This window comes from Acinetobacter sp. P1(2023), assembly GCF_028367635.1.
Lineage (GTDB): Bacteria > Pseudomonadota > Gammaproteobacteria > Pseudomonadales > Moraxellaceae > Acinetobacter > Acinetobacter pittii_E.
Window position 1 is genome coordinate 136,275 of record NZ_JAQNDD010000003.1, and the last position, 20,959, is coordinate 157,233.

Consider the following 20,959-nt stretch of genomic DNA (forward strand, 5'->3'; position numbering starts at 1 on the left):
TTGATTCTAAAGCTTTTTTAAAGGTATGATTTAAGCTAGTTCAATAGTCAGGAGTCATTCTACTCATGTTAAAGCTGATTTATTACGTGCCTGATTCACATCTTGAGTCGACTAAACAAGCCATCTTTTCTGCTGGTGCGGGTGGAATCGGTAATTATGAACACTGTGCATGGCAAGTAAAAGGAATCGGGCAGTTTAAACCAGTCAACGGTGCAGATCCTTACATCGGAGAAGTGGGTGAGCTTGAGCAAGTGGAGGAGTGGCGGGTTGAATCCATTGTAATTGAAGAAAATGCAAAGGCTGTAGCGAAAGCATTAAAAGCAAGCCATCCTTACGAAGAGCCTGCCTTTGAGTTTATTCAAATCATAGAAATTGATTTTAATTAAACTGTGAAAAATCTGGTTTACGTTTTTGCATGAATGCCTGTACAGCCTCTAGCATTTCTGGAGACTGAACTCGCTGCATAAAGATTTCAGCTTCATGATCAATACATTCAATAATTTGGTCTAGATTATGCTTCATCAATGCTTTTGTTTGCTTTAACGATGCAAGTGGTAAAGCTGCTAAATGTTGAGCAGTTGCCTGAGCGGTTGCATAAGCATCTTCAACGACTTCATTCACTAAACTTGCTTGTACTGCGGTTTCTGCATTAAATTTTTTCGCAGTAAATAGAAGTTCAGCTGCTTTATGATAGCCAGCTTGTTGAATAAGTAATTGACTAGCACCACCTTCTGGAGAAAGGCCAAGGCTAACAAATGGAATTTGGAAAAGGGCAGTGTTGTCAGCAAAGACTAAATCTGCATGTAATAAAATCGTAACACCAATACCAATAGCCACACCTTTTACTGCGATAATGAGCGGCTTCGATAATCTGGCAGCAGATTTAAGAAGTACAAATGGAGGAACTTGACCTGCTGGGCCTGCATTAGGATTTTGTACAAAACCCATAAAATCTTTCATGTCATTACCAGCGGTAAAGTCATGTTCGGCACCACGTAGAACAACTACTCGTACATCTTTGTCTTGGTCAGCTTCATCAAGTGCTTGAGCAATCCATAAGTAAAGTCCGCCATATAATGCATTTTTTGCTTCTGGACGATTTATGGCTAAGGTGAGTACGCCACCTTCTAAATTTGCGTGTAAATGTTGATGAGGTTGTTGAATACAGCTAAGTGTCATCGTACTATCCTTGCTTTAAACCAAGTTGTTAATTTTTAGGTTCTCATTATGGCGCATATTTTCTGTAATGCGGGTAACTGGTGAGTTCATAAAAAGTGAAAATCTAATTATGTATAAATTTGACTATCTCGTTTTTATAGGGCGTTTTCAACCATTTCATTTGGCTCATATGCAGACAATTGAAATTGCCTTACAACAAAGTCGTTATGTGATTTTGGCATTAGGTTCTGCTCAAATGGAACGTAATATTAAAAATCCGTTTCTTGCAGTTGAACGAGAACAAATGATTTTATCTAATTTTTCACCAGATGAGCAAAAACGTATTCGATTTGTGCATGTGGTCGATGTCTATAATGATGAAAAGTGGGTAAAACAGGTCAAATCTTTAGTCAATGGCGTAATTGAACCAAACTCAAAAATTGGTCTAATAGGGCACTTTAAGGATGAGTCATCTTATTATTTAAGATTATTTCCAGAATGGACGATGGTCGAACTCGATAGCCTAAAAGACTCAATTTCAGCGACGCCAATGCGTGAAGCTTATTATCGTGGTGAAATCCAAACGGAATTTTTCCCTATAGGTACTATTCAATTTTTAGATGAGTTTAAAAAAACACGTATTTATCAACAACTGCAACAACGATTTAAAGAAGATGATCGCTCTAATTTAGATGATTTTGAGTAAGTGAATATAGATTAAGCATCTGCCCAAAAAATAATTCGGTTTGAAAAAGGATCGGCGATGCTGAGTTCGAGAGTCTCCCAATCTGTTTTTTCAACCTGAGGCTTAGAGAATTTATAATCTTTTTGGCTTAGTTCACTGTGTAACTCATAGATATGTTCCCAATAAATACGGATTGCACTATGGGGACTCGCATCACCAAAATGCTCAGATAGATGGATGACGCAATCGTCTTTAGAAATCTGTAAATATAATGGGAAATTTTCTTCAAATTGGTGTTGCCAATCAAGCTGAAAGCCTAAGAAATCAAGATAGAATGATTTAGCTAACTCAACATCAAAAATTCTTAAAATAGGTGTGATCGAACCTGATTGCATCTTTTTTCCTTTTAACGTGTACCAAATTGTTGCGTCCAATAGCTCTTTTGTTTTGCTGATTGATCAGAAGCACAAGCAATTGCGTAAGTTGTAAATTTAGGATTCATGAGGTTACTACAATGTAAGGGACTCGATAACCATCTAGATATCACTTCATCTAATGTTTTCTGTCCACTAGCAACATTTTCACCATTGGCTTTACCGAGTGTATTGTAAAGTTTTAAGCGTGATTTTAAGTCTAGGCCAGAGGAGCCAACATGCCCAAGAAAATTATGTGTAGCCATATCTTCACTATGAGAAAGTGCACCTTTATATAAATTATTGCTCCAACTTAGTGGTCTGGTTGCAGAAAAATATTGTCGACCACATTGGCGTGATTGCTGACGGATTTGATTAATTTTTTTGAGTACAGCTTGTTGGTAGGCTGGGTTTTGTAAATCTTGGCAGCTTATTTCTTTTGAATTTTTCTGAATTTGAGCAAGTGATGTGCTGGTGTCAGTTGGTATGGCTAATGTATTTGCACTACATGCACCAATAAAGAGAATGGCAGGCAGTAAAGAGCAAGTTTTGAGTGAACTCATATCAATGCCTTAAACTAATTATTCTAATATCTTTATCATACGCCAAACTAAAATTATTCGGTAATGCTTTGCACTAAAAAAGCGAGTATTAAACTCGCTTTTTGTTGGTTGAATTTATTAAGCTGTTTGCAGAGATTTTAGGTCTTCTAGCACTTGTTCTGCGTGTCCAGCAGCCTTAACTTTACGGTAGCTTTTAACCAATTCTTTGTTATGGAAAATAAAAGTAGAACGTTCAATACCCATTACTTTTTTTCCATACATATTTTTTTCTTTAATCACATCAAAATGATGACAAAGAACTTCTTCCTTATCACTAATCAGATCAATAGTAAGTGCTTGCTTATCTGTAAAATTTTGATGGGCTTTCACTGAGTCACGTGAAACACCGATAATGCGGGCACCTAAAGCTTCAAATTGATCTTTCAAACAAGAAAAACCAACTGCTTGTGTCGTACACCCTGGTGTTGAGTCTTTAGGATAGAAGTAAATGATTAACCATTCATTTTCGACTTCGGTCAAGTTCACTTCACCGTGTGTAGTCGGGAACACCTGATTTGGCAGTTGAATATTCTCAGACATTTCTTATCCTTTAAAAGTTAAATTTGATCTAATTCAAGTGGTAAAAAAGCATATTCCTCATGATAAACAATATTGAGTTTTCTTACAGGAATTGCTTTGTTAAAAATTGGCCCATCAACTACAGTCGTATGAAATTCACCGCCCTCACCACATGGATCAATGCCACGGTTTTCAAGTTCTTGAATATATTCTAAAGTTAAGAATTTACCTAAATCCTCGACCTTCATCCCTAGTTTTAGATTCACAGTAACAATGACACTTTTGAATCCAAGAGTAATGAATTCTTCAACAACTTCACGATGCGGACGTAGCCAAAGAGGCATGCCTAATTGAAGACCTACTTGTTGCGTTACTCGATCATGCCAACAGCCATGTTCAGGCATATCAAGATCACCTGTAACCAGTACTTCAGCTTCTTGTTGCTTTGCCTGAATGAGTAATTCAATAAACTTCACTTCATAATCATTCCAACTTGATGAAGCCATAAACACTGGCAAGCCGATTGCTTGAGCTTGTGCTTGAATAATATCAAGTGGCATAGCATGAGAACGAGAACGTTGACCTTGTTCTTCTAGCATTACAATCAATCCAAGCACTTCGCCAGTCTGCATGGCATGGTAGAGCGCTAGCGAACTGTCTTTGCCTCCACTAAATGAAACAATAGACCTTTTATGGTTAGCATTCGTTTTCCACTGTTCTTGCATGGCTTACTTCAAAAGAATTGTTCAAAAGTGGTGTCATTTTAACAGAGCTACAAAAAAGCCTGCATAAATGCAGGCTTAATTTGGAACATTAAACTCTTATTTTTTAGGAGCTTGTTGTTGAGCTGCTTTCATAGCTTCTTCAGTTAATTTTTCAAGTTTAGTTGTTAACTGAGGACCGAAACATGCTTTAAGATCACGGTTTTGTTGTTGTACAAATCCTAGAGAACTTGGGCTCTTCTTCGCATTGATTGCACTTTGGATTTCCCATTTTTGTGCTTCAGTCACTTTACCTTGTGCTTCAACTTGGCAGCTACAGAATTTGCTAACTTCAGATGAACTTAACTTGCCGCCTTTAGCTGTTTGTTCTTTACAAACATTAACTAATGCGCCTTTAACGTTAGTACTTTTATATGCTGCTTGAACTGGGTTTTCAGCAGCGTGAGCTGCACCAGCCATAAGAGCTACAGTTGAGAACAAAGATGAAAGAATAAGATTTGATTTTAACAACTTCATAAATTTTACCTACTTATTACGGTATATAGCGTGTTGGGTCGGCAACACCAGCCTCTTTAAAGCCTTCTTTACGCAAACGGCAACTGTCACATTTGCCACACGCACGTCCTTGAGCATCTGCTTGGTAGCAAGATACCGTTTGACTATAGTCTACGCCATGTTCAATACCTAAACGTATGATATTCGCTTTGGATAAATGTAACAGGGGTGTTTCAAACTTAAGTGGTTTTCCTTCTACGCCTGCTTTAGTTGCTAAACGAGCCATATTGGCAAAAGCATCAATAAATTCAGGACGACAGTCAGGATATCCTGAATAATCAACAGCATTGATGCCAATAACAATTGCTTCAGCATTAAATACTTCGGCCGCTGCTAAAGCATATGAGAGGAAAATAGTGTTACGCGCTGGTACATAAGTTACAGGAATACCTTCTTGTAACTGTTCTGGTACGGCAATGTTGTGATCTGTAAGTGCAGATCCACCTAAATTAGCCAGATCAATATTAATTACACGATGTTCAACACCCGAACGCTGAGCTAAAGCTTTTGCAGCATCAAGTTCCGTGGTTGAGCGTTGACCATACATAAAACTAATAGCAATACATTCATAGCGCGCTTGTGCCCAAGCTAGGCAAGTGGTTGAGTCTAAGCCGCCTGAAAGTAAAACAATGGCACGAGAGCGCATATTTTTCTCCATATTCGGAATGATTTATTTTATTGAGTGATTAACGACCTGATTCATCATTCCAAAGCAGTTTATGTAACTGAAGTTGGAAACGAACCGATAATTTATCATCAAGTATCCACTGTGCCAGATCACGTGCTAAACGTGGCAGGCCTACAGCACCTTTTTCAACTGCAAAGGCAGGGGAGAACCAAACGGTACTGACTTTTTTATGCAGTTGATATTTTTCAACTTGTTGCTTTGACCATTCATAGTCTTCACGGTTGCAAATGACGAATTTAATTTGGTCATGCAACGTTAAATGATCAAGATTGCTGATGAGATTACGATGTTCCTCACCAGAAGTTGGAGTTTTTAAATCAAGAACTTTAGAAACACGAGAGTCGACTTTCGATACATCAAGTGCACCACTGGTTTCTAAGGAAACGTCAAAACCTGCTTCACATAAACGTTGTAATAAAATCAAACAGTTTGGCTGTGCGAGAGGTTCACCACCCGTCACACAAATATAAGGTGTTTGATATTGCTTGGCTGTTTCAATGATATGTTCAAGTGAAAAACGTTCGCCACCTTCAAAAGAATAAGTGGTATCGCAATAGCTACAACGTAATGGACAGCCCGTTAGACGAATGAATACAGTCGGTAGGCCAGAGGCGTTTGCTTCACCCTGCAACGAGTAAAAAATCTCGGTAATGCGTAAACCGGACGCAGGGTCTGAGACAGGAATTGCAGAGGAACGTAAGGAAGCCATTCTAGAAATACCACACTATATAAAAAATAAAATCTCTACGATCAGTGGGATCGTAGAGATGGGGAGCGATTAAAGCTCCGCAAGAGAGTTATAACAAATTAGTCAGCACGTAACAAATCGTTTAAGCTTGTTTTGGCACGCGTTTGCGCATCAACTTTTTTCACGATGATCGCAGCATATAGGCTGTAAGTACCACATTTAGATGGCAAGCTGCCTGAAACTACAACTGAACCTGCTGGTACACGGCCATAATGGATTTCACCAGTTTCGCGGTCATAAATTTTAGTTGATTGACCAATGAAAACGCCCATTGAAATGACTGAGCCTTCTTCAACAATAACACCTTCAACGATTTCTGAACGTGCACCGATAAAGCAGTTATCTTCAATAATAGTTGGGTTTGCTTGTAATGGCTCTAAAACACCGCCAATACCTACACCACCAGATAAGTGAACATTTTTACCGATTTGAGCACATGAACCTACAGTTGCCCATGTATCAACCATTGTGCCTTCATCTACATAAGCACCAATGTTTACATAAGATGGCATTAACACCACGTTTTTAGCTTGGAAGCTACCACGGCGTGCTACAGCTGGAGGAACAACACGAACGCCTGCTGCTTTAAATTGCTCTTCAGTCCAACCAGAGAATTTAGTTTCAACTTTGTCGTAGAAACGAAGATCACATGACTCGATTGGTTTATTGTCATTTAGTTTAAATGATAATAAAACAGCTTTTTTTAACCATTGATGAACAACCCATTCACCATTGATTTTTTCAGCAACTCGAAGTGTACCGTTATCTAAACCAGCAATTGCTTCTTCAACAGCTTGGCGAATTTCGCTTGAACAATCTGCTGCAGTAAAATTTGCGCGGTCTTCAAATGCTTGCTCAATGATCGTAGAAAGCTGAGACATGATCTTCCTTCCATAAAAAATTTTAAAGATTTTACACTAATTTGTGACAAGAATCTTTCAAAAAACGTGTTAGGTTTAATTGGTGATATAAATGAGGTAAATCGGAATAAGCTTATTAGATAATCAAGTGTTTTTTACACAAAAATGATTTGAAAATAAAAATTTAACTCAATTTGTATCAAAAAATAACAGAAATCTAGCATTTTTTGTATAAAAAAGAATCTAAGCTGTCTTTATTATGATTTCAGTCACAAGATGAATAAATTAAAAACAGAGCCTTTTTAAGGAGAAAACTATGAAAGCATTACGTGTTTTAGTAACAACAACAGCTTTATTTGCTGCCGGTGCTGCAATGGCAGATGAAGCCGTTGTTCATGACAGCTACGCATTTGATCAAAAACAATTACTTCCTGTGGGGGTGCGTGCTGAGGTAGGTACAACTGGTTACGGTGGTGCTTTATTATGGCAAGCAAATCCATATGTGGGCTTAGCTTTAGGTTATAACGGTGGTGACATTTCGTGGACAGATGATGTTTCTGTAAATGGTACTAAATATGACCTAGATATGGACAACAACAATATCTATTTAAATGCTGAGATTCGTCCATGGGGTGCTAGCTCTAATCCATGGGCTCAAGGCTTATATGTTGCTGCAGGTGCTGCTTATCTAGATAATGATTATGACTTAGCTAAACGCATTGGTAACGGTGAAACATTATCAATTGATGGTAAAAACTATCAACAAGCAGTTGCAGGTCAAGAGGGTGGCGTAAAGGGTAAGATGAATTATGAAAATAATATTGCTCCTTACGTAGGCTTTGGTTTTGCTCCAAAATTTAACAAGAATTGGGGCGTATTTGGTGAGGTAGGTGCCTACTACACTGGTAATCCAAAAGTTCAGTTAACTCAATATAACCTTGCTCCTGTAAATGGGAATCCAACGTCTGCTCAGGATGCAGTAGATAAGGAAGAAAATGAAATCCGTAATGATGATAAATACAAGTGGTTACCAGTTGGTAAAGTTGGTGTGAACTTCTACTGGTAAGATGTTAAAGAAAAAACGAGCTACGGCTCGTTTTTTTTGCATCTAATAAAATAAAAGAGCTAAAAAGCTCTTTTATTTTTTTTAATTTTTATTCATCTGGATAAGCAATTTTCTTTAGAGCTTTAATATCCGCATCAGGTGAGCATAAAGAAATAAATTCGTAACCATAACCGCGTAATAGATGGCCTTTGCGCACCGCAATCCATGTCGTGTTGACACCAAAAATATCAGTCTTGGTTTGCTTTAAGCGATAATCACGTTCTGTATCATAAGCCACGTCATTGACAATCCCTACACCCATGCCAAGTTCCACATAGGTTTTGATAACATCGGCATCAAGAGCTGACATTACGATATCGGCATCGAGTTGGGCTTCTTCAAAGGCTTTATCGATTTTAGATCGACCTGTAAAACCACCATGATAAGTAATGAGTGGGTATTCTGCTAAAAGTTCTAGAGTGATTTTATCTGCCTGCACTAAAGGATGATTTTGCGGCGTAATAATACTGTGTTGCCATTGGTAGTAAGGAATGCTAGCCAGATTTTCTTCAGTCGTTAAAGACTCGGTTGCAATTCCAATATCCGCTTCGCCTTGTAAAAGCATTTCTGAAATTTCGACGGGGCTAGCTTGTTGTAAAATCAAATGAACTTTTGGAAATAATTTTTTAAATTGATTGACGATCGGAGGCAAGACATAACGCGCTTGAGTATGCGTAGTTGCGATCGTTAATGTTCCTTCGTCAACCTTATTAAAATCTTCAGCAAGTCGTTTAATATTTTCAGCATCCACTAACATGCGTTCAACAATACTAAGAAGTGACTGTCCTGGTTCAGTTAAACCTAAAAGGCGTTTACCTTTACGAACGAAAAGTTGAACACCTAATTCATCTTCTAAGTCTTTGATGTGTTTACTTACACCTGATTGAGATGTGTAGAGTGCAGCCGATGCTTCCGTCAAGTTAAAGTTTTGGCGTACTGTTTCTCGGATAATTCTTAATTGTTGAAAGTTCATTTACACTTTTCCTCAAAAGAGGTGAGGAGCGTCTAAAAATCCGCAAGATATTTCCTCACCAAATATATTTCTTAAGCAACTTGGTCTGCAAATAAGTGCAATTGAGATGCACTGACCCAAACAGTTTGATTAGGTTTAAATGCATGTAATTTTGCAGCTTCACTGCTCAGAGCAATTTCAATTAAACGTCCATTACGGTCTTGTAATTCGGCCACTACTTTTCCAGCAATCCAGATTTCACGCACAAACGTCGCTTCAATGGTATTCGCTTGCGGTTGCGAGTGAATATGTAACTCATCTGGACGGGCAAAAGCAATTACTTTTCCTTGAGGTGCCTCAACTGTTGTCGGTAACTGAATACGGTCATTGCCGATACGGATAATACCTTCCGTATGTTCACCTTCAAATCGATTTGCCTGACCCAAGAAATCAAATACAAACGGCGTTGCAGGTTTTTCGTAGACTTCACGAGGTGAGCCGATCTGTTCGACATTGCCTTTATTCATGACAATAATCTGGTCTGCCACCTCAAGCGCTTCTTCCTGATCATGAGTTACGAAAATTGAAGTGATATGCAATTCATCATGTAAGTTACGTAACCAGCGGCGTAATTCCTTACGAACTTTGGCATCTAAAGCACCAAATGGTTCATCAAGCAATAATACGCGTGGCTCTACCGCCAAAGCACGGGCTAAAGCAATACGCTGACGTTGTCCGCCAGAAAGCTGGGCAGGGTAGCGGTCTGCTAAAAAGCCCAGTTGAACTAGATCGAGTAAACGAGTAACACGTTTTTTAATTTCAGCTTCCGAAGGGCGTGTTGCACGAGGGCGAACACGTAAACCAAAGGCAATATTGTCAAATACGGTCATGTGACGGAATAAAGCATAGTGCTGAAATACAAAGCCAACCTGACGCTCACGCACATGTACATTAGTCGCGTCTTCGCCTTCAAGTAGAACTTGACCACCATCGGCTGACTCTAGACCGGCAATAATACGAAGTAGCGTTGTTTTACCGCATCCAGATGGGCCAAGTAATGCAACCAGTTCACCTTCTGGGAAGTCTAGGGAAATATTTTTAAGCGCATGGAATGCACCAAAGTGTTTTTCAATATTTTTAACTTGAATACTCATGATCTCATTCCTTACGAATCAGTTGAATGCGGTTGTGGTTTGTCTTGATGTAGTTCTAACCACGTTTTCAATACCAGCGTTAATATGGCTAAAAAAGCAAGTAATGAGGACACGGCAAAGGCTGCGCTAAAGGTGTACTCGTTATATAAAATTTCGACATGAAGTGGCAGGGTATTAGTTTCACCACGGATGTGGCCAGAAACCACAGATACTGCGCCAAACTCACCCATTGCGCGGGCATTACACAGAATCACGCCGTAAATTAGCCCCCATTTAATGTTAGGGAGTGTGACCTTCCAAAAGGTTTGCCATCCAGATGCACCAAGTACAATCGCTGCTTCTTCCTCTTCAGTTCCTTGAGCTTCCATGAGTGGAATTAACTCACGTGCTACAAATGGAACGGTAATAAAGATGGTCGCTAAAACAATTGCAGGTACGGCATATAGAATTTTGATGTCATTATCCATTAACCAGCCGCCTAACCAGCCTTGAGCACCAAAAATCAGTACAATCATTAAACCTGCAATAACGGGTGAAACCGAAAAAGGCATATCAATAATGGTCGTTAAAATAGCTTTGCCTCTAAACTGAAATTTAGAAACGGCCCAAGCTGCGGCAACACCAAATATCACGTTAATTGGCACAGCAATCGCTGCGGTTAATAATGTTAGTTTCACTGCTGATAATGTATCTGGATCAATCAAAGCCTGAACATAGACTTCAAGTCCCTGTTTAAATGCTTCCACGAAAACCAAAATAAGTGGCAACATCAGGCAGCTGAGAAAGAAAATCAGTGCAATGGTAATTAAGGTATAACGTACCCAAGTCGGCTCACGTGTCGCGTCACGAGATTGCAACTTCAAGGCAAGCGCATTGCTGTCAGTATGTAGATTCATGTGATATTTCTCCCCGTACGACGGTTTGCCCAGACTTGAAGTAAATTAATGGCAAATAAAATAATGAAAGAGAGAACTAACATCACCGCAGCAATTGTGGTTGCACCTGCATAGTCATATTCCTCAAGACGAGAAATAATCATGAGTGGTGCAATCTCTGTTTTAAAAGGTTGATTGCCAGCAATAAAAATAACAGAACCATATTCACCCACGCCGCGAGCAAATGCTAAAGCAAAGCCTGTAAATAGGGCAGGTAGTAAGATCGGTAAAATAATTTTAGTGATGGTTTGCCAACGATTTGCGCCGAGTGCGGAAGCCGCTTCCTCAAGTTCAGTTTCGATATCACTGAGTACTGGCTGAACTGTTCTTACAATAAATGGGATACCAATAAACACCAATGCCAGCGTAATCCCGATAGGTGTATAGGCAACCTGAATACCAAGTGGTTCCAGATATTGACCTATCCAGCCAGTAGGTGCATAGAGTGAGGTCAGCGCAATACCTGCAACCGCTGTTGGAAGTGCAAAAGGTAAATCGACCAAAGCATCAACCAGACGTTTTCCAGGAAAGTTATAACGAACAAGGCACCAAGCTAAAAGCAAACCAAACACAACATTAATAAACGCTGCTATTAAGGCTGAGCTAAAGCTGAGTTGAAGCGATTTTAAAATACGCTCAGACGTTAAAATTTCCCATAATCCGTCCCATCCAATTCCAAATGATTTGATGAAGACCGCGGCTAATGGAATAAGCACAATAAAAGACACATAGGCGAGGGTGAAGCCCAAAGATAGACCAAACCCTGGCAGCACTCGGGATCGCTGCGACATGATATTTCCTCAAAGAGAAAAGCCTGCTGAAACCAGTAAGCGAATAAATAAAGATAAACGGTGTGGTATAAGGATTGGTATTAAGCAAATTTCAAAGAGAAATGTGTTTTTACCGGGTCGATAGATGAGTGACTACACATCGAATCTTCTGGAATCAAATAATTCAGTAAATCTGGAAATGGCCCAAAACCTGAGGCAACATTAATATGACCAACTTCACCAAGATTCACAGGATTTAATTTCCATGATTTTGCAAGTTGTAAAGCATCAAAAAGACCAAGCCAAGGATCGTTTTCACTAATGAGTAGCGTTGCAGGCACATCAATTTTTAATTGATGAAAATACGCTTTGTAGTCGGTCAAGCTATGACGAGCAAATCCTGCTTCCCCAAAGCGTGCTGGATTTGCCGGAGCGACTAAAATAAGTTTCTTCACTTGGCTTCTTAATTCTGGATACTCTGCTAAAGCAGCAACACTTGTTAAACATCCAAAACTATGTGCAACAATCTGAACAGGAGCTGGTGCTGCTTGAACGGTTTTAACAAATTGTTCAACCCATTCGCTTAATACAGGTCTATCCCAGTTTTTTTGCTCAACACGAGAACTAGACACGAGTTGACGCTGCAACCAAGATTGCCAATGCTGATGTTCACTACCACCTACACCCGGAACAATTACAGTGTGAATCATGTCTGTTCTCCTTATCTTTAGTACAAAGAATTACTTCTCTGCACTATTGATTTTCACAATTTGATCGAAAACACCACCATTATCAAAGTGTTGTTTTTGCACTTTGGTCCAACCACCAAATTCTTTGTCGATGGTTACAAGCTTCAATGGCTTAAATACATTGCTGTATTTCTTAAGAACAGCTGCGTTACGCGGACGGTAGAAGTTACGAGCTGCAATTTCTTGGCCAGCTGGCGAATACAAGTAGTTGAGATAACCTTTAGCAATCGTTAAGTTGCCTTTTTTAGCTGCATTCTTCTCTACAATTGCAACTGGAGGCTCAGCTAAGATCGAAAGAGACGGGGTAATAATTTCAAATTTGCCTGGTTGTTCGCGAAGAGCTAAATGAGCTTCGTTTTCCCAAGCTAGCAATACATCACCAATACCACGCTCAGCAAAAGTAGTCGTTGCACCACGTGCACCCGAATCTAGAACTTTAGTGTGTTTATAAATTTGACGAACGTACTCTTGTGCTTTTGCATCATTGCCACCCGGTTGATGTTTTGCCCAAGCCCAAGCTGCAAGATAATTCCAACGAGCACCACCAGAAGTTTTCGGGTTTGGTGTAATAATTTCTACACCCGGTTTGATTAAATCAGCCCAGTCTTTGATTTGTTTTGGATTGCCTTTACGCACTAAAAACACAATCGTTGATGTATATGGCGTTGAGTTTTGTGGCAGTTTTTTCTGCCAGTCTGTTGGAAGTAGTTTTGCTTTTTCAGCAATTTCATCGATATCAGCCGCAAGTGCCAATGTCACTACATCTGCATTTAAGCCATCAATAACCGCACGCGCCTGTTTACCAGAACCACCGTGTGATTGCTTAAACTCAATATCTTGACCCGTACGTTGTTTCCAATAAGTACCGAACTGTTTGTTGAAATCTGTATATAACTCACGAGTTGGATCGTAAGAAACGTTTAAAAACTCTTGAGCTGCAAATGATGAAACAGAAAGAAGTGCAGCGATAACCCCGACTTTTAATTGAGAAAAACGCATGAGATAAGTCCTCAAAAAATATGAAATGTTCAAAACATGAACGCAGAATAGCGCTAGTCTTTATTCTAAAAAAATAATAAAAAACGAATTTAATATGAAAAAAATAGAAATACTAAAAAGAGATAAACTATTCTTAAATCTTGATATATAACAAGTTTCAAAAGTTAATACGAAATCGGTATAATTTTTTAAAATCAATCATTTATTATTTAAATGAAAGGTGTCGTTTTTGTTGTTCGGTTTTTAAGAAAGGGTGATCAAACATGTGGTGTTTTAAAAATGGGCAACCTGTTGAGACCATTTCTTTATTGGATCGAGCATTTCATTATGGTGATGGGTGCTTTACCACAATTCGTGTTTTTCAAAACCAGATTGAGCTTAAAGAAAGACACTGGGAGCGTCTAAAACTTGCATGTCAAAGACTGTCTTTAACTGCAAATTTTGAACTCATAGAACAAAGCTTACAGCAATTACAAAAGCAAAATCTTGTGCTCAACGGCACTTTAAAAATTGTGATTAGTCGTGGTGAAGGTGACCGTGGTTATAGTTTGCCAAATCATGAAGCAGATATTTATATCTGGTTTTATCCAAAAGCTTTAGAGCCATTTTTGCCAGACTCTATCCAGTGTGGTGTCTTAAATCAGGCTCTAGGTTTAACCATGCCGAGCTTGATCGGACTCAAATCTTTAAACCGTCTTGAACAAGTATTGCTAAAAAAAGAAGCAGATCAACTCGGGTGGGCTGAAGCATTAGTGACTGATGTACAAGGTTATATTGTTGAAGGGATCAGCAGTAATTGTTTTATTCGTTTAAATGATAGATGGATTACTCCTGAACTTCGTTATAATGGCGTCCACGGTGTAATGCGGGCAGAAATTCTGGCGCGTATGCAGCACCATGGTATTGCCTGTGAAGTACGTGTGATTGAATTAGATGAAGTATCTGAAATACAAAGTCTATTCTTTTGTAATGCTTTAAACCCTATGCGAGTAGTCACTCATTTAGGCGAAAAAACGCTAGATACACAGGCATGCATAGATTTATTTCATATCCTTAACTTAAATCAGATTCATTAATATGCCGAAGCCACCTGTGAATGCGAAAGCAAAAAACGCCAAGAAAAATAACAAAAAACAAGCTCCAAAATTTTCTAAGCGATTGGTTCTAATTGGCCTTTTTATTGTTTTAATCTCTACTTTTGCCATTTTATGGTCAAGCTTGTTTAAGGCTTATCCTGTTGAAGGAAAAAAACAGATGTTATCGATTACATCTGGAGAAACTTATTCTGGTTTTATTGATCGTTTGGCCAAAGAAGGCAAAATTAGCTTTCCTATCGTATTAAAGCTTTATCAAAAGTTTATGATTCATGACAGCATGAAAGCTGGCGTGTATGAAATTGAACAAGGGATGAGTGTAAGACAAGTATTAGAGATGTTATCTGATGCTGATAATGCTCAGATGAACCGTGTTTTGGTCATTGAAGGTACAACTTTTAAGCAGCTTATTACTGCACTTAAAAATGATAAAAATGTAAAAAATACAATATTGGATTTACCTAACGATCAGCTTATGAAGGCGCTTGGGATTCCTTACGATCATCCAGAAGGCTTGTTCGCGCCGAATACTTATTTCTTTGCTAAAGGCGAGACTGACAAGAAAATTCTTACCGATTTATATCATCGTCAAATAAAAGCTCTAGATGCAGCTTGGGCAAAACGCGCGCCGAATTTACCTTATAAAGACAAATATGAAGCATTAATTATGGCTTCTATTGTTGAGAAAGAAACAAGTTTAGATAGTGAACTTACACAAGTTTCTGGCGTTTTTGTCCGTCGTTTAAAACTCGATATGCGTTTACAAACGGATCCTACTGTTATTTACGGTATGGGTAATAACTATAAAGGTAATATTACCCGAGAAGACCTGCGTACCCCAACGCCATATAATACTTATACCATTAATGGTTTGCCTCCAACTCCAATTGCTTTACCAAGCCAAAAAGCGATTGAAGCAGCGTTACATCCAGATAACTCAAACAACATCTATTTTGTAGCGACTGGTAATGGTGGGCATAAATTTACGGCAAGTTTGCAAGCGCATAATCAAGCGGTGCAGGACTATTTATCCGTGTTGAGATCGAAGAAATAAGGAAAAGAGATGTTTATTAGCTTTGAAGGCACGGAAGGGGTAGGTAAAACTACACTCATTCGAAAAATTCATCAGTATTTTGAAGAACAAGGCAAACAAGTTGTTTTAACTCGAGAGCCGGGTGGGACGCCGCTAGCTGAACAAATTCGTTCAATGCTTTTAGCAGTGAATCATGATGAAAACATGAGTCATGATACTGAACTATTGCTTATTTATGCGGCACGTGCTCAACATTTACAGCAGGTTATTTTGCCGGCTCTAGACGCTAACAAAATTGTATTAAGTGATCGTTTTACTGATGCAAGTTTTGCTTATCAATGTTCTGGTCGTGGTTTAAGCCAAGATAAATTACAGCTTTTAAATCAGAACTTTGTTTCGCGCATGCCTGAGGTGACTTTCTGGTTAGATGCACCGATTGAACTTGGTATGAACCGTGCCCGTGAGCGTGGAGCATTAGACCGTTTTGAACAAGAAAAGTTAAGCTTCTTTACTAAGGTTCGTGAAGGCTATGAAACCTTGTGGAAAGCTGAACCAGAACGTATTAAGCGAATAGATGCAACCCAAAGTCCTGATCAGGTGTTCGAACAGGCATTGCAATATTTAGGATAAGCAATTGAATGAGCCACTCTTATAAAAATGGGAGTGGTTAAAAATGACGTTAATTCTGATTTAAAACGTCATAGAAAAGATCTGTTATTTTCTTATGCTATCTTACATATGATTTTATAGATTGAAGAATAACAAGGATGAAAAGTTCAAAAGAAGAAATCGTGGCATTTCTTGAAAAGGAATTTCCACCCAGTCTTGAACATTGCACGATTGAATCAGTCACCCCAAAAGCTGCAGTTGTTTACTATCATGTTGATCAAAGACACCAACGTCCCGGTGGAACTATATCTGGCCCAACCATGATGACTTTGGCAGATTTTGCTTTATATATTGCGATATTAGGTGAGATCGGCCTTGTTGGTTTAGCCGTAACCACTAACTTTAATATTAATTTTTTAAGAAAGCCCGCGGGTGATCAAGACTTACGTAGTGAGTGTAAACTCATGAAAGTAGGAAAGAGTTTAGTAGTGGGTGAGGTTTGGATTTATTCGGTCGGTTTGGATGAACCCGTTGCGCATGTGACCGCGACTTATTCAATCCCACCTAAATCATAAAGATTAAAGCAAATAAAAAGCACAGTCTGAACTGTGCTTTTTTGTAGAAGAACAACTTAAATATCAGTATTAACTAAGGGTTGTTCTACTGCAAAATTTGGAGGAGTTAAAACCGTTTTACGAATCTCACTCGAAGTTTCCGGATAATCAAGTGTGTAATGCAGACCACGTGATTCTTTGCGTTGCATAGCACAGCGCACAATCATTTCAGATACTAAAACAAGGTTACGCAGCTCGATCAGGTTTTTACTGACACGGTAATCTTGATAATATTCAGTGATTTCGCGCTTTAACATTTCAATACGGTGTAAAGCACGTTCTAAACGTTTCGTAGTCCTTACAATACCAACGTAGTTCCACATGGTCGAACGTAACTCATCCCAGTTTTGTAAAATCACCACATCTTCATCAGGGTTAGTTACTTGTGAGTCATCCCAAGTGGGTACTTCCGGTAATTTGAAGTTTTCATCAAATTTATTTTCGATATCTTTTGCTGCACTCATACCGTAAACGAAGCACTCAAGTAATGAGTTACTTGCCATACGGTTTGCACCATGTAAGCCCGTATATGACGTTTCACCAATCGCATAGAGACCTTCAATATCGGTTTGGCTATTTGAGTTAACCACCACACCACCACAAGTGTAATGAGCTGCCGGCACCACTGGAATCATGTCTTTGGTAATGTCTATGCCTAACTCAAGCAATCGTGCATAAAGTGTTGGGAAGTGCTCTTTAATGAACTCAGGTGATTTATGGGTAATGTCTAACCAAACATGACGAATACCGAGACGTTTGATTTCATGGTCAATGGTACGTGCCACAATATCGCGGGGAGCTAATTCTGCACGATCATCAAAACGTAGCATAAAACGTTCGCCATCCGGCAAGCGCAAGTAAGCGCCTTCACCACGCATAGCTTCAGTAATTAAAAAAGAGCGGGCTTGAGGATGGTAGAGACAAGTTGGATGGAACTGATTAAATTCCATATTCGCTACACGACAACCTGCACGGTAAGCCATCGCAATACCGTCACCTGTAGCAATATCTGGATTAGATGTGTACAGGTAAGCTTTCATTGCACCGCCGCAAGCCAGCGCGGTAAATGGGGCAAGGAAAGTATGAACCTTTTCAGTGTTTTCATCTAATGCATATAAACCAATAGCACGATTCGCTTGGTCGGTATGGCCTAATTTATGTGAAGTGATTAAATCAATCGCAATATAGTTTTCAAAAATAGTAATATTTTTACGTTCTTTGGCACGTTCAACCAAAGTGGTTGAAATAGCTTTACCTGTTGCATCCGCAGAATGGATAATGCGGCGCTGAGAGTGACCACCTTCGCGAGTTAAGTGAAGCTGCTCATCCTCATCTAGAGTAAATTGCACGCCTTGTTTTAAAAGAAAATCAACAGAAGGGCGGCCGCCTTCTACGGTATGTTGCACTGCATCCATTTCACATAAATGAGCGCCTGCAATCATAGTGTCATTAATGTGCTGTTGAATAGAGTCAGTCTCGTCAAGAACAGCAGCAACGCCCCCTTGAGCATAAAAGGTACTTGCTTCGGTTAGAGCAGCTTTGGCTAAAACTGCAATATTAAAATGATTTGGTAACGATAAAGCCAGACTTAAACCAGCGCCGCCGCTGCCCACAATAATCACGTCAAAGTGGTGAATTGTCTGTAAATTAGGCATGTCCATTCGCTTCAATTTAAAACGTCCGCTAATGACACCCCTTTTTACCTAAAAAGGCAAGAGCCTAAGCGCTCTAACTCAGAGAAAAATTGCAATTGGCTTAAAAAGTTGCAATGCGTAAAATAATCCTTGTGGTGACGTATTACAAATAAACATATTGTTACGCACAACCTCAAAGTGTTGTGATACAACAGTTTTATCCTTATTCTCGTAGACCAATTGTGGGTGAGCACCGAATGAAATCTCGCTATTTACAACAAGGAATGTATGCAGCGGTATTTACAGTTGCTGCTGTTCAAGCAAATGCTGCTGTTGATTTTTCAAATCTTGTTGAACAAGTTAGTCCGGCAGTCGTGAGTGTAAATGTCGTAAAAAAAATGACTCAGGATGAACTGTTGCAGCAGCAAGTTCCTGAAATTTTAAAACGTTTCTTTGGCAATCAGGTCATCATTCCACAACAACAAGGTCCACAAGAAAAGACAGCTTACGGAAGTGCATTCTTTATTAGTAAAGATGGTTACTTACTTACTAACCATCATGTGATTGAAAATGCCTCTCGTATCAGTATTACTTTAAATGACCGACGTGAAATTGATGCAACTGTAGTGGGTAGTGATGAGCGTACAGACGTCGCATTGTTAAAAGTAAATGGAACCAACTATCCAGCTTTACGAGTAGGAAATGTTGACCGTTTACGTGTCGGAGAACCTGTTTTAGCAATTGGTTCGCCGTTTGGTTTTGACTACTCAGCTTCGGCAGGTATTGTTAGTGCAAAATCACGCAACATGAGCGGTGAAACTTCGGTGCCATTTATTCAAACAGATGTGGCTTTAAACCCTGGTAACTCAGGTGGTCCATTGTTTAACCAAAATGGTGAAGTGGTCGGGGTAAACTCTCGAATATTTAGTGGTACTGGCGGTTATATGGGCTTGTCTTTCTCTATTCCGATTGATGTAGCCATGGACGTTGCCGACCAGCTTAAAACAAAAGGTAAAGTAACACGCTCTTACCTTGGCGTGATGATGCAAGATATTGACCGAAACCTTGCCGATGCCTACAAATTACCAAAACCTGAAGGTGCTTTAATTACTCAAATTTCTCCGAACTCACCTGCACAAAAAGCAGGGCTGAGAGCGGGTGACGTGATTTTAAAATTAAATGGTGCATCTGTACTTCGTACGAGTGATTTACTCTACGCATTAAACAAAGTACAGCCAAATCAAACTGTTCAATTTGAAGTATTGCGTGATGATAAAACACGCAATATTTCAGCGACCTTAACAACTGCACCAGATGAAACGCCTGCCACTGGTACAAAAGGTGCTACATCTAAAGGGCCAGTTCTAGGCATGAGTATTCGTGATTTAGCTGAACCGGAAAAAAATGCGTTGAGCGTGAAAGGCGGTATTTATGTACAAGATGTTCGCCGTGGTGGTTTAGCGTCACTGTCAAATATCATTCCGGGTGATGTGATTACTCAAGTCAATAATAACCAGATTTTAAATAGTCAGGATTTTGCAAAAGTTGTTTCTAACTTGCCAAAAAATACAGTAGCACGTGTTGCTATTATTCGTCAGGGACAGCGTGCGATGCTTGGTTTGCGTATTCAATAGTCTTCAACCAGATTACTAAGCCACCCTAAAATGGGTGGTTTTTGTTATTTAACTTGAGCGTTTAGCGATATCTACCTACACTTAATTTCAGTTTTAAGGTTAATAAATAAGAGTGTTCATTTGTGAGTAGTATTTTTGATTTACATATTGAGGTGCAGCCACATCACATTGATGCGTTAGGGCACGTAAATAACGTAATGTATGTTCAATGGATGCAAGATGTAGCTGCTGCCCATGTTGAAACTTTGGGAGTAGGGGTAACTAAATATCTTGAGTTAAAACATGCCATGGTCGCGGTTGAGCATCATGTGCAATATCGTAAAGCTGCATTTGAAGGCGAAAAAATTGTATTACGCACATGGTTAGATGACATTAACGCGCTTTATTCGTTCCGCCAGTATGTGTTTTTCCGCCCATCAGATCAGGCTGTATTATTCGTTGGAAATACCAAATGGGCATGTATTGAAATTGCTTCAGGTCGTCCTAAACGAATGTCGCCAACTTTTACTCATGCATATACGCCGCTTGATTCAGGCATAAATCCTTATGATTTTACCGTTTCATATGCTTAATAATTGGACTTAATACGCTTCCTTTGACTGTCCTTTTTTAAAACATAAGTACAAAGCTCATGATTATTTTGGATACTTTAAAATATGCATCTGTTATAATCTCACGCAATTTATTTAACCGCTTTGGCTGTGTATTAAAACAAGCTACATAGCAC

25 protein-coding genes are annotated in these 20,959 nt (G+C 39.2%); 9 read left to right on the top strand and 16 right to left on the bottom strand.

Going from position 1 to position 20,959, the window contains the following annotated elements:
* Positions 1 to 65 precede the first annotated feature (65 nt).
* Positions 66 to 386, top strand: coding sequence for an NGG1p interacting factor NIF3 (locus POD11_RS05705; RefSeq protein WP_262456671.1), 321 nt, complete (start codon positions 66 to 68; stop codon positions 384 to 386).
* On the opposite strand, the gene POD11_RS05710 is transcribed toward POD11_RS05705, so the two are convergent.
* Positions 379 to 1,179, bottom strand: coding sequence for an enoyl-CoA hydratase-related protein (locus POD11_RS05710; RefSeq protein ID WP_262456672.1), 801 nt, complete (start codon positions 1,177 to 1,179; stop codon positions 379 to 381). The two genes, POD11_RS05705 and POD11_RS05710, sit on opposite strands and share 8 nt — an antisense overlap.
* Before the next feature lie 109 nt (positions 1,180 to 1,288).
* On the opposite strand from POD11_RS05710, the gene POD11_RS05715 reads away from it, so the two are divergent.
* Entirely contained in the window at positions 1,289 to 1,864 is a 576-nt protein-coding gene (locus tag POD11_RS05715) for a nicotinate-nicotinamide nucleotide adenylyltransferase (RefSeq protein WP_080649570.1), read from the top strand.
* An 11-nt stretch (positions 1,865 to 1,875) separates the two neighbouring features.
* Here the strand turns inward: POD11_RS05715 and POD11_RS05720 are convergent, their stop codons facing one another.
* From POD11_RS05720 to dapD, 8 genes are all read right to left on the bottom strand, one after another.
* Positions 1,876 to 2,238: a glyoxalase superfamily protein gene (locus tag POD11_RS05720; RefSeq protein ID WP_262456673.1), complete on the bottom strand. Its 363-nt coding sequence runs from the start codon at positions 2,236 to 2,238 to the stop codon at positions 1,876 to 1,878.
* Positions 2,239 to 2,249: 11 nt separating this feature from the next.
* Positions 2,250 to 2,819 (bottom strand): CAP domain-containing protein, encoded by a 570-nt coding sequence (locus POD11_RS05725; RefSeq protein ID WP_262456674.1) that lies wholly within the window; start codon positions 2,817 to 2,819, stop codon positions 2,250 to 2,252.
* 117 nt (positions 2,820 to 2,936) lie between these two features.
* Positions 2,937 to 3,398 carry a peroxiredoxin gene (locus POD11_RS05730; protein ID WP_016140270.1) on the bottom strand — a complete coding sequence of 154 codons (462 nt, stop codon included), beginning with the start codon at positions 3,396 to 3,398 and terminating at the stop codon, positions 2,937 to 2,939.
* Positions 3,399 to 3,415: 17 nt separating this feature from the next.
* Positions 3,416 to 4,102: a diphthine--ammonia ligase gene (locus POD11_RS05735; RefSeq protein WP_262456675.1), complete on the bottom strand. Its 687-nt coding sequence runs from the start codon at positions 4,100 to 4,102 to the stop codon at positions 3,416 to 3,418.
* Between the two features lie 96 nt (positions 4,103 to 4,198).
* Entirely contained in the window at positions 4,199 to 4,615 is a 417-nt protein-coding gene (locus POD11_RS05740) for a hypothetical protein (protein ID WP_016140272.1), read from the bottom strand.
* Between the two features lie 16 nt (positions 4,616 to 4,631).
* Positions 4,632 to 5,300, bottom strand: coding sequence for a 7-cyano-7-deazaguanine synthase QueC (gene queC, locus POD11_RS05745; protein ID WP_224991506.1), 669 nt, complete (start codon positions 5,298 to 5,300; stop codon positions 4,632 to 4,634).
* A 40-nt stretch (positions 5,301 to 5,340) separates the two neighbouring features.
* A complete protein-coding gene (gene queE, locus POD11_RS05750; protein WP_016140274.1) occupies positions 5,341 to 6,051 on the bottom strand; it encodes a 7-carboxy-7-deazaguanine synthase QueE in 711 nt (236 codons plus the stop codon).
* Positions 6,052 to 6,149: 98 nt separating this feature from the next.
* On the bottom strand, positions 6,150 to 6,971 hold the full coding sequence (gene dapD, locus POD11_RS05755) for a 2,3,4,5-tetrahydropyridine-2,6-dicarboxylate N-succinyltransferase (protein ID WP_016140275.1): 822 nt from the start codon (positions 6,969 to 6,971) through the stop codon (positions 6,150 to 6,152).
* A 295-nt stretch (positions 6,972 to 7,266) separates the two neighbouring features.
* On the opposite strand from dapD, the gene carO reads away from it, so the two are divergent.
* Positions 7,267 to 8,016: an ornithine uptake porin CarO type 1 gene (carO, locus tag POD11_RS05760; protein WP_016140276.1), complete on the top strand. Its 750-nt coding sequence runs from the start codon at positions 7,267 to 7,269 to the stop codon at positions 8,014 to 8,016.
* 88 nt (positions 8,017 to 8,104) lie between these two features.
* Here carO and POD11_RS05765 read toward each other — a convergent pair whose 3' ends face one another.
* The 6 genes from POD11_RS05765 to POD11_RS05790 all read right to left on the bottom strand — a co-directional run bounded on the left by POD11_RS05765 (position 8,105) and on the right by POD11_RS05790 (position 13,614).
* Entirely contained in the window at positions 8,105 to 9,028 is a 924-nt protein-coding gene (locus POD11_RS05765; RefSeq protein WP_016140277.1) for a CysB family HTH-type transcriptional regulator, read from the bottom strand.
* A 71-nt stretch (positions 9,029 to 9,099) separates the two neighbouring features.
* A complete protein-coding gene (locus POD11_RS05770; protein WP_016140278.1) occupies positions 9,100 to 10,161 on the bottom strand; it encodes a sulfate/molybdate ABC transporter ATP-binding protein in 1,062 nt (353 codons plus the stop codon).
* A gap of 11 nt (positions 10,162 to 10,172) precedes the next feature.
* Positions 10,173 to 11,057: a sulfate ABC transporter permease subunit CysW gene (cysW, locus tag POD11_RS05775; RefSeq protein WP_239967128.1), complete on the bottom strand. Its 885-nt coding sequence runs from the start codon at positions 11,055 to 11,057 to the stop codon at positions 10,173 to 10,175.
* On the bottom strand, positions 11,054 to 11,887 hold the full coding sequence (cysT, locus tag POD11_RS05780; protein WP_004790714.1) for a sulfate ABC transporter permease subunit CysT: 834 nt from the start codon (positions 11,885 to 11,887) through the stop codon (positions 11,054 to 11,056). The genes cysW and cysT overlap by 4 nt, the downstream gene beginning before the upstream one ends.
* Positions 11,888 to 11,967: 80 nt before the next feature.
* Complete coding sequence (locus POD11_RS05785; RefSeq protein WP_262456676.1) at positions 11,968 to 12,576, bottom strand: RBBP9/YdeN family alpha/beta hydrolase; 609 nt, start codon at positions 12,574 to 12,576, stop codon at positions 11,968 to 11,970.
* Between the two features lie 30 nt (positions 12,577 to 12,606).
* Positions 12,607 to 13,614 (bottom strand): sulfate ABC transporter substrate-binding protein, encoded by a 1,008-nt coding sequence (locus tag POD11_RS05790; RefSeq protein WP_104079154.1) that lies wholly within the window; start codon positions 13,612 to 13,614, stop codon positions 12,607 to 12,609.
* Between the two features lie 263 nt (positions 13,615 to 13,877).
* Here POD11_RS05790 and pabC point away from each other — a divergent pair, with 263 nt between their 5' ends.
* The 4 genes from pabC (at position 13,878) to POD11_RS05810 (ending at position 16,925) form a co-directional block, all read left to right on the top strand.
* Positions 13,878 to 14,690 carry an aminodeoxychorismate lyase gene (pabC, locus tag POD11_RS05795; RefSeq protein ID WP_262456677.1) on the top strand — a complete coding sequence of 271 codons (813 nt, stop codon included), beginning with the start codon at positions 13,878 to 13,880 and terminating at the stop codon, positions 14,688 to 14,690.
* A 1-nt stretch (position 14,691) separates the two neighbouring features.
* The gene (mltG, locus tag POD11_RS05800; RefSeq protein ID WP_262456678.1) at positions 14,692 to 15,762 is read left to right on the top strand and encodes an endolytic transglycosylase MltG; all 1,071 of its coding nucleotides are present in this window, start codon (positions 14,692 to 14,694) and stop codon (positions 15,760 to 15,762) included.
* Positions 15,763 to 15,771: 9 nt separating this feature from the next.
* Positions 15,772 to 16,371 (top strand): dTMP kinase, encoded by a 600-nt coding sequence (gene tmk / locus POD11_RS05805; protein ID WP_016140285.1) that lies wholly within the window; start codon positions 15,772 to 15,774, stop codon positions 16,369 to 16,371.
* 137 nt (positions 16,372 to 16,508) lie between these two features.
* Complete coding sequence (locus POD11_RS05810; protein WP_016140286.1) at positions 16,509 to 16,925, top strand: PaaI family thioesterase; 417 nt, start codon at positions 16,509 to 16,511, stop codon at positions 16,923 to 16,925.
* Positions 16,926 to 16,981: 56 nt separating this feature from the next.
* On the opposite strand, the gene nadB is transcribed toward POD11_RS05810, so the two are convergent.
* Complete coding sequence (nadB, locus tag POD11_RS05815) at positions 16,982 to 18,625, bottom strand: L-aspartate oxidase (RefSeq protein WP_262456679.1); 1,644 nt, start codon at positions 18,623 to 18,625, stop codon at positions 16,982 to 16,984.
* Positions 18,626 to 18,855: 230 nt separating this feature from the next.
* On the opposite strand from nadB, the gene POD11_RS05820 reads away from it, so the two are divergent.
* Both POD11_RS05820 and POD11_RS05825 read left to right on the top strand, forming a co-directional pair.
* Positions 18,856 to 20,232 (top strand): Do family serine endopeptidase, encoded by a 1,377-nt coding sequence (locus POD11_RS05820; RefSeq protein WP_016140288.1) that lies wholly within the window; start codon positions 18,856 to 18,858, stop codon positions 20,230 to 20,232.
* A gap of 122 nt (positions 20,233 to 20,354) precedes the next feature.
* Positions 20,355 to 20,804, top strand: a complete 450-nt coding sequence (locus POD11_RS05825; protein ID WP_262456680.1) for an acyl-CoA thioesterase — start codon at positions 20,355 to 20,357, stop codon at positions 20,802 to 20,804.
* The last annotated feature ends 155 nt before the right edge of the window (positions 20,805 to 20,959 follow it).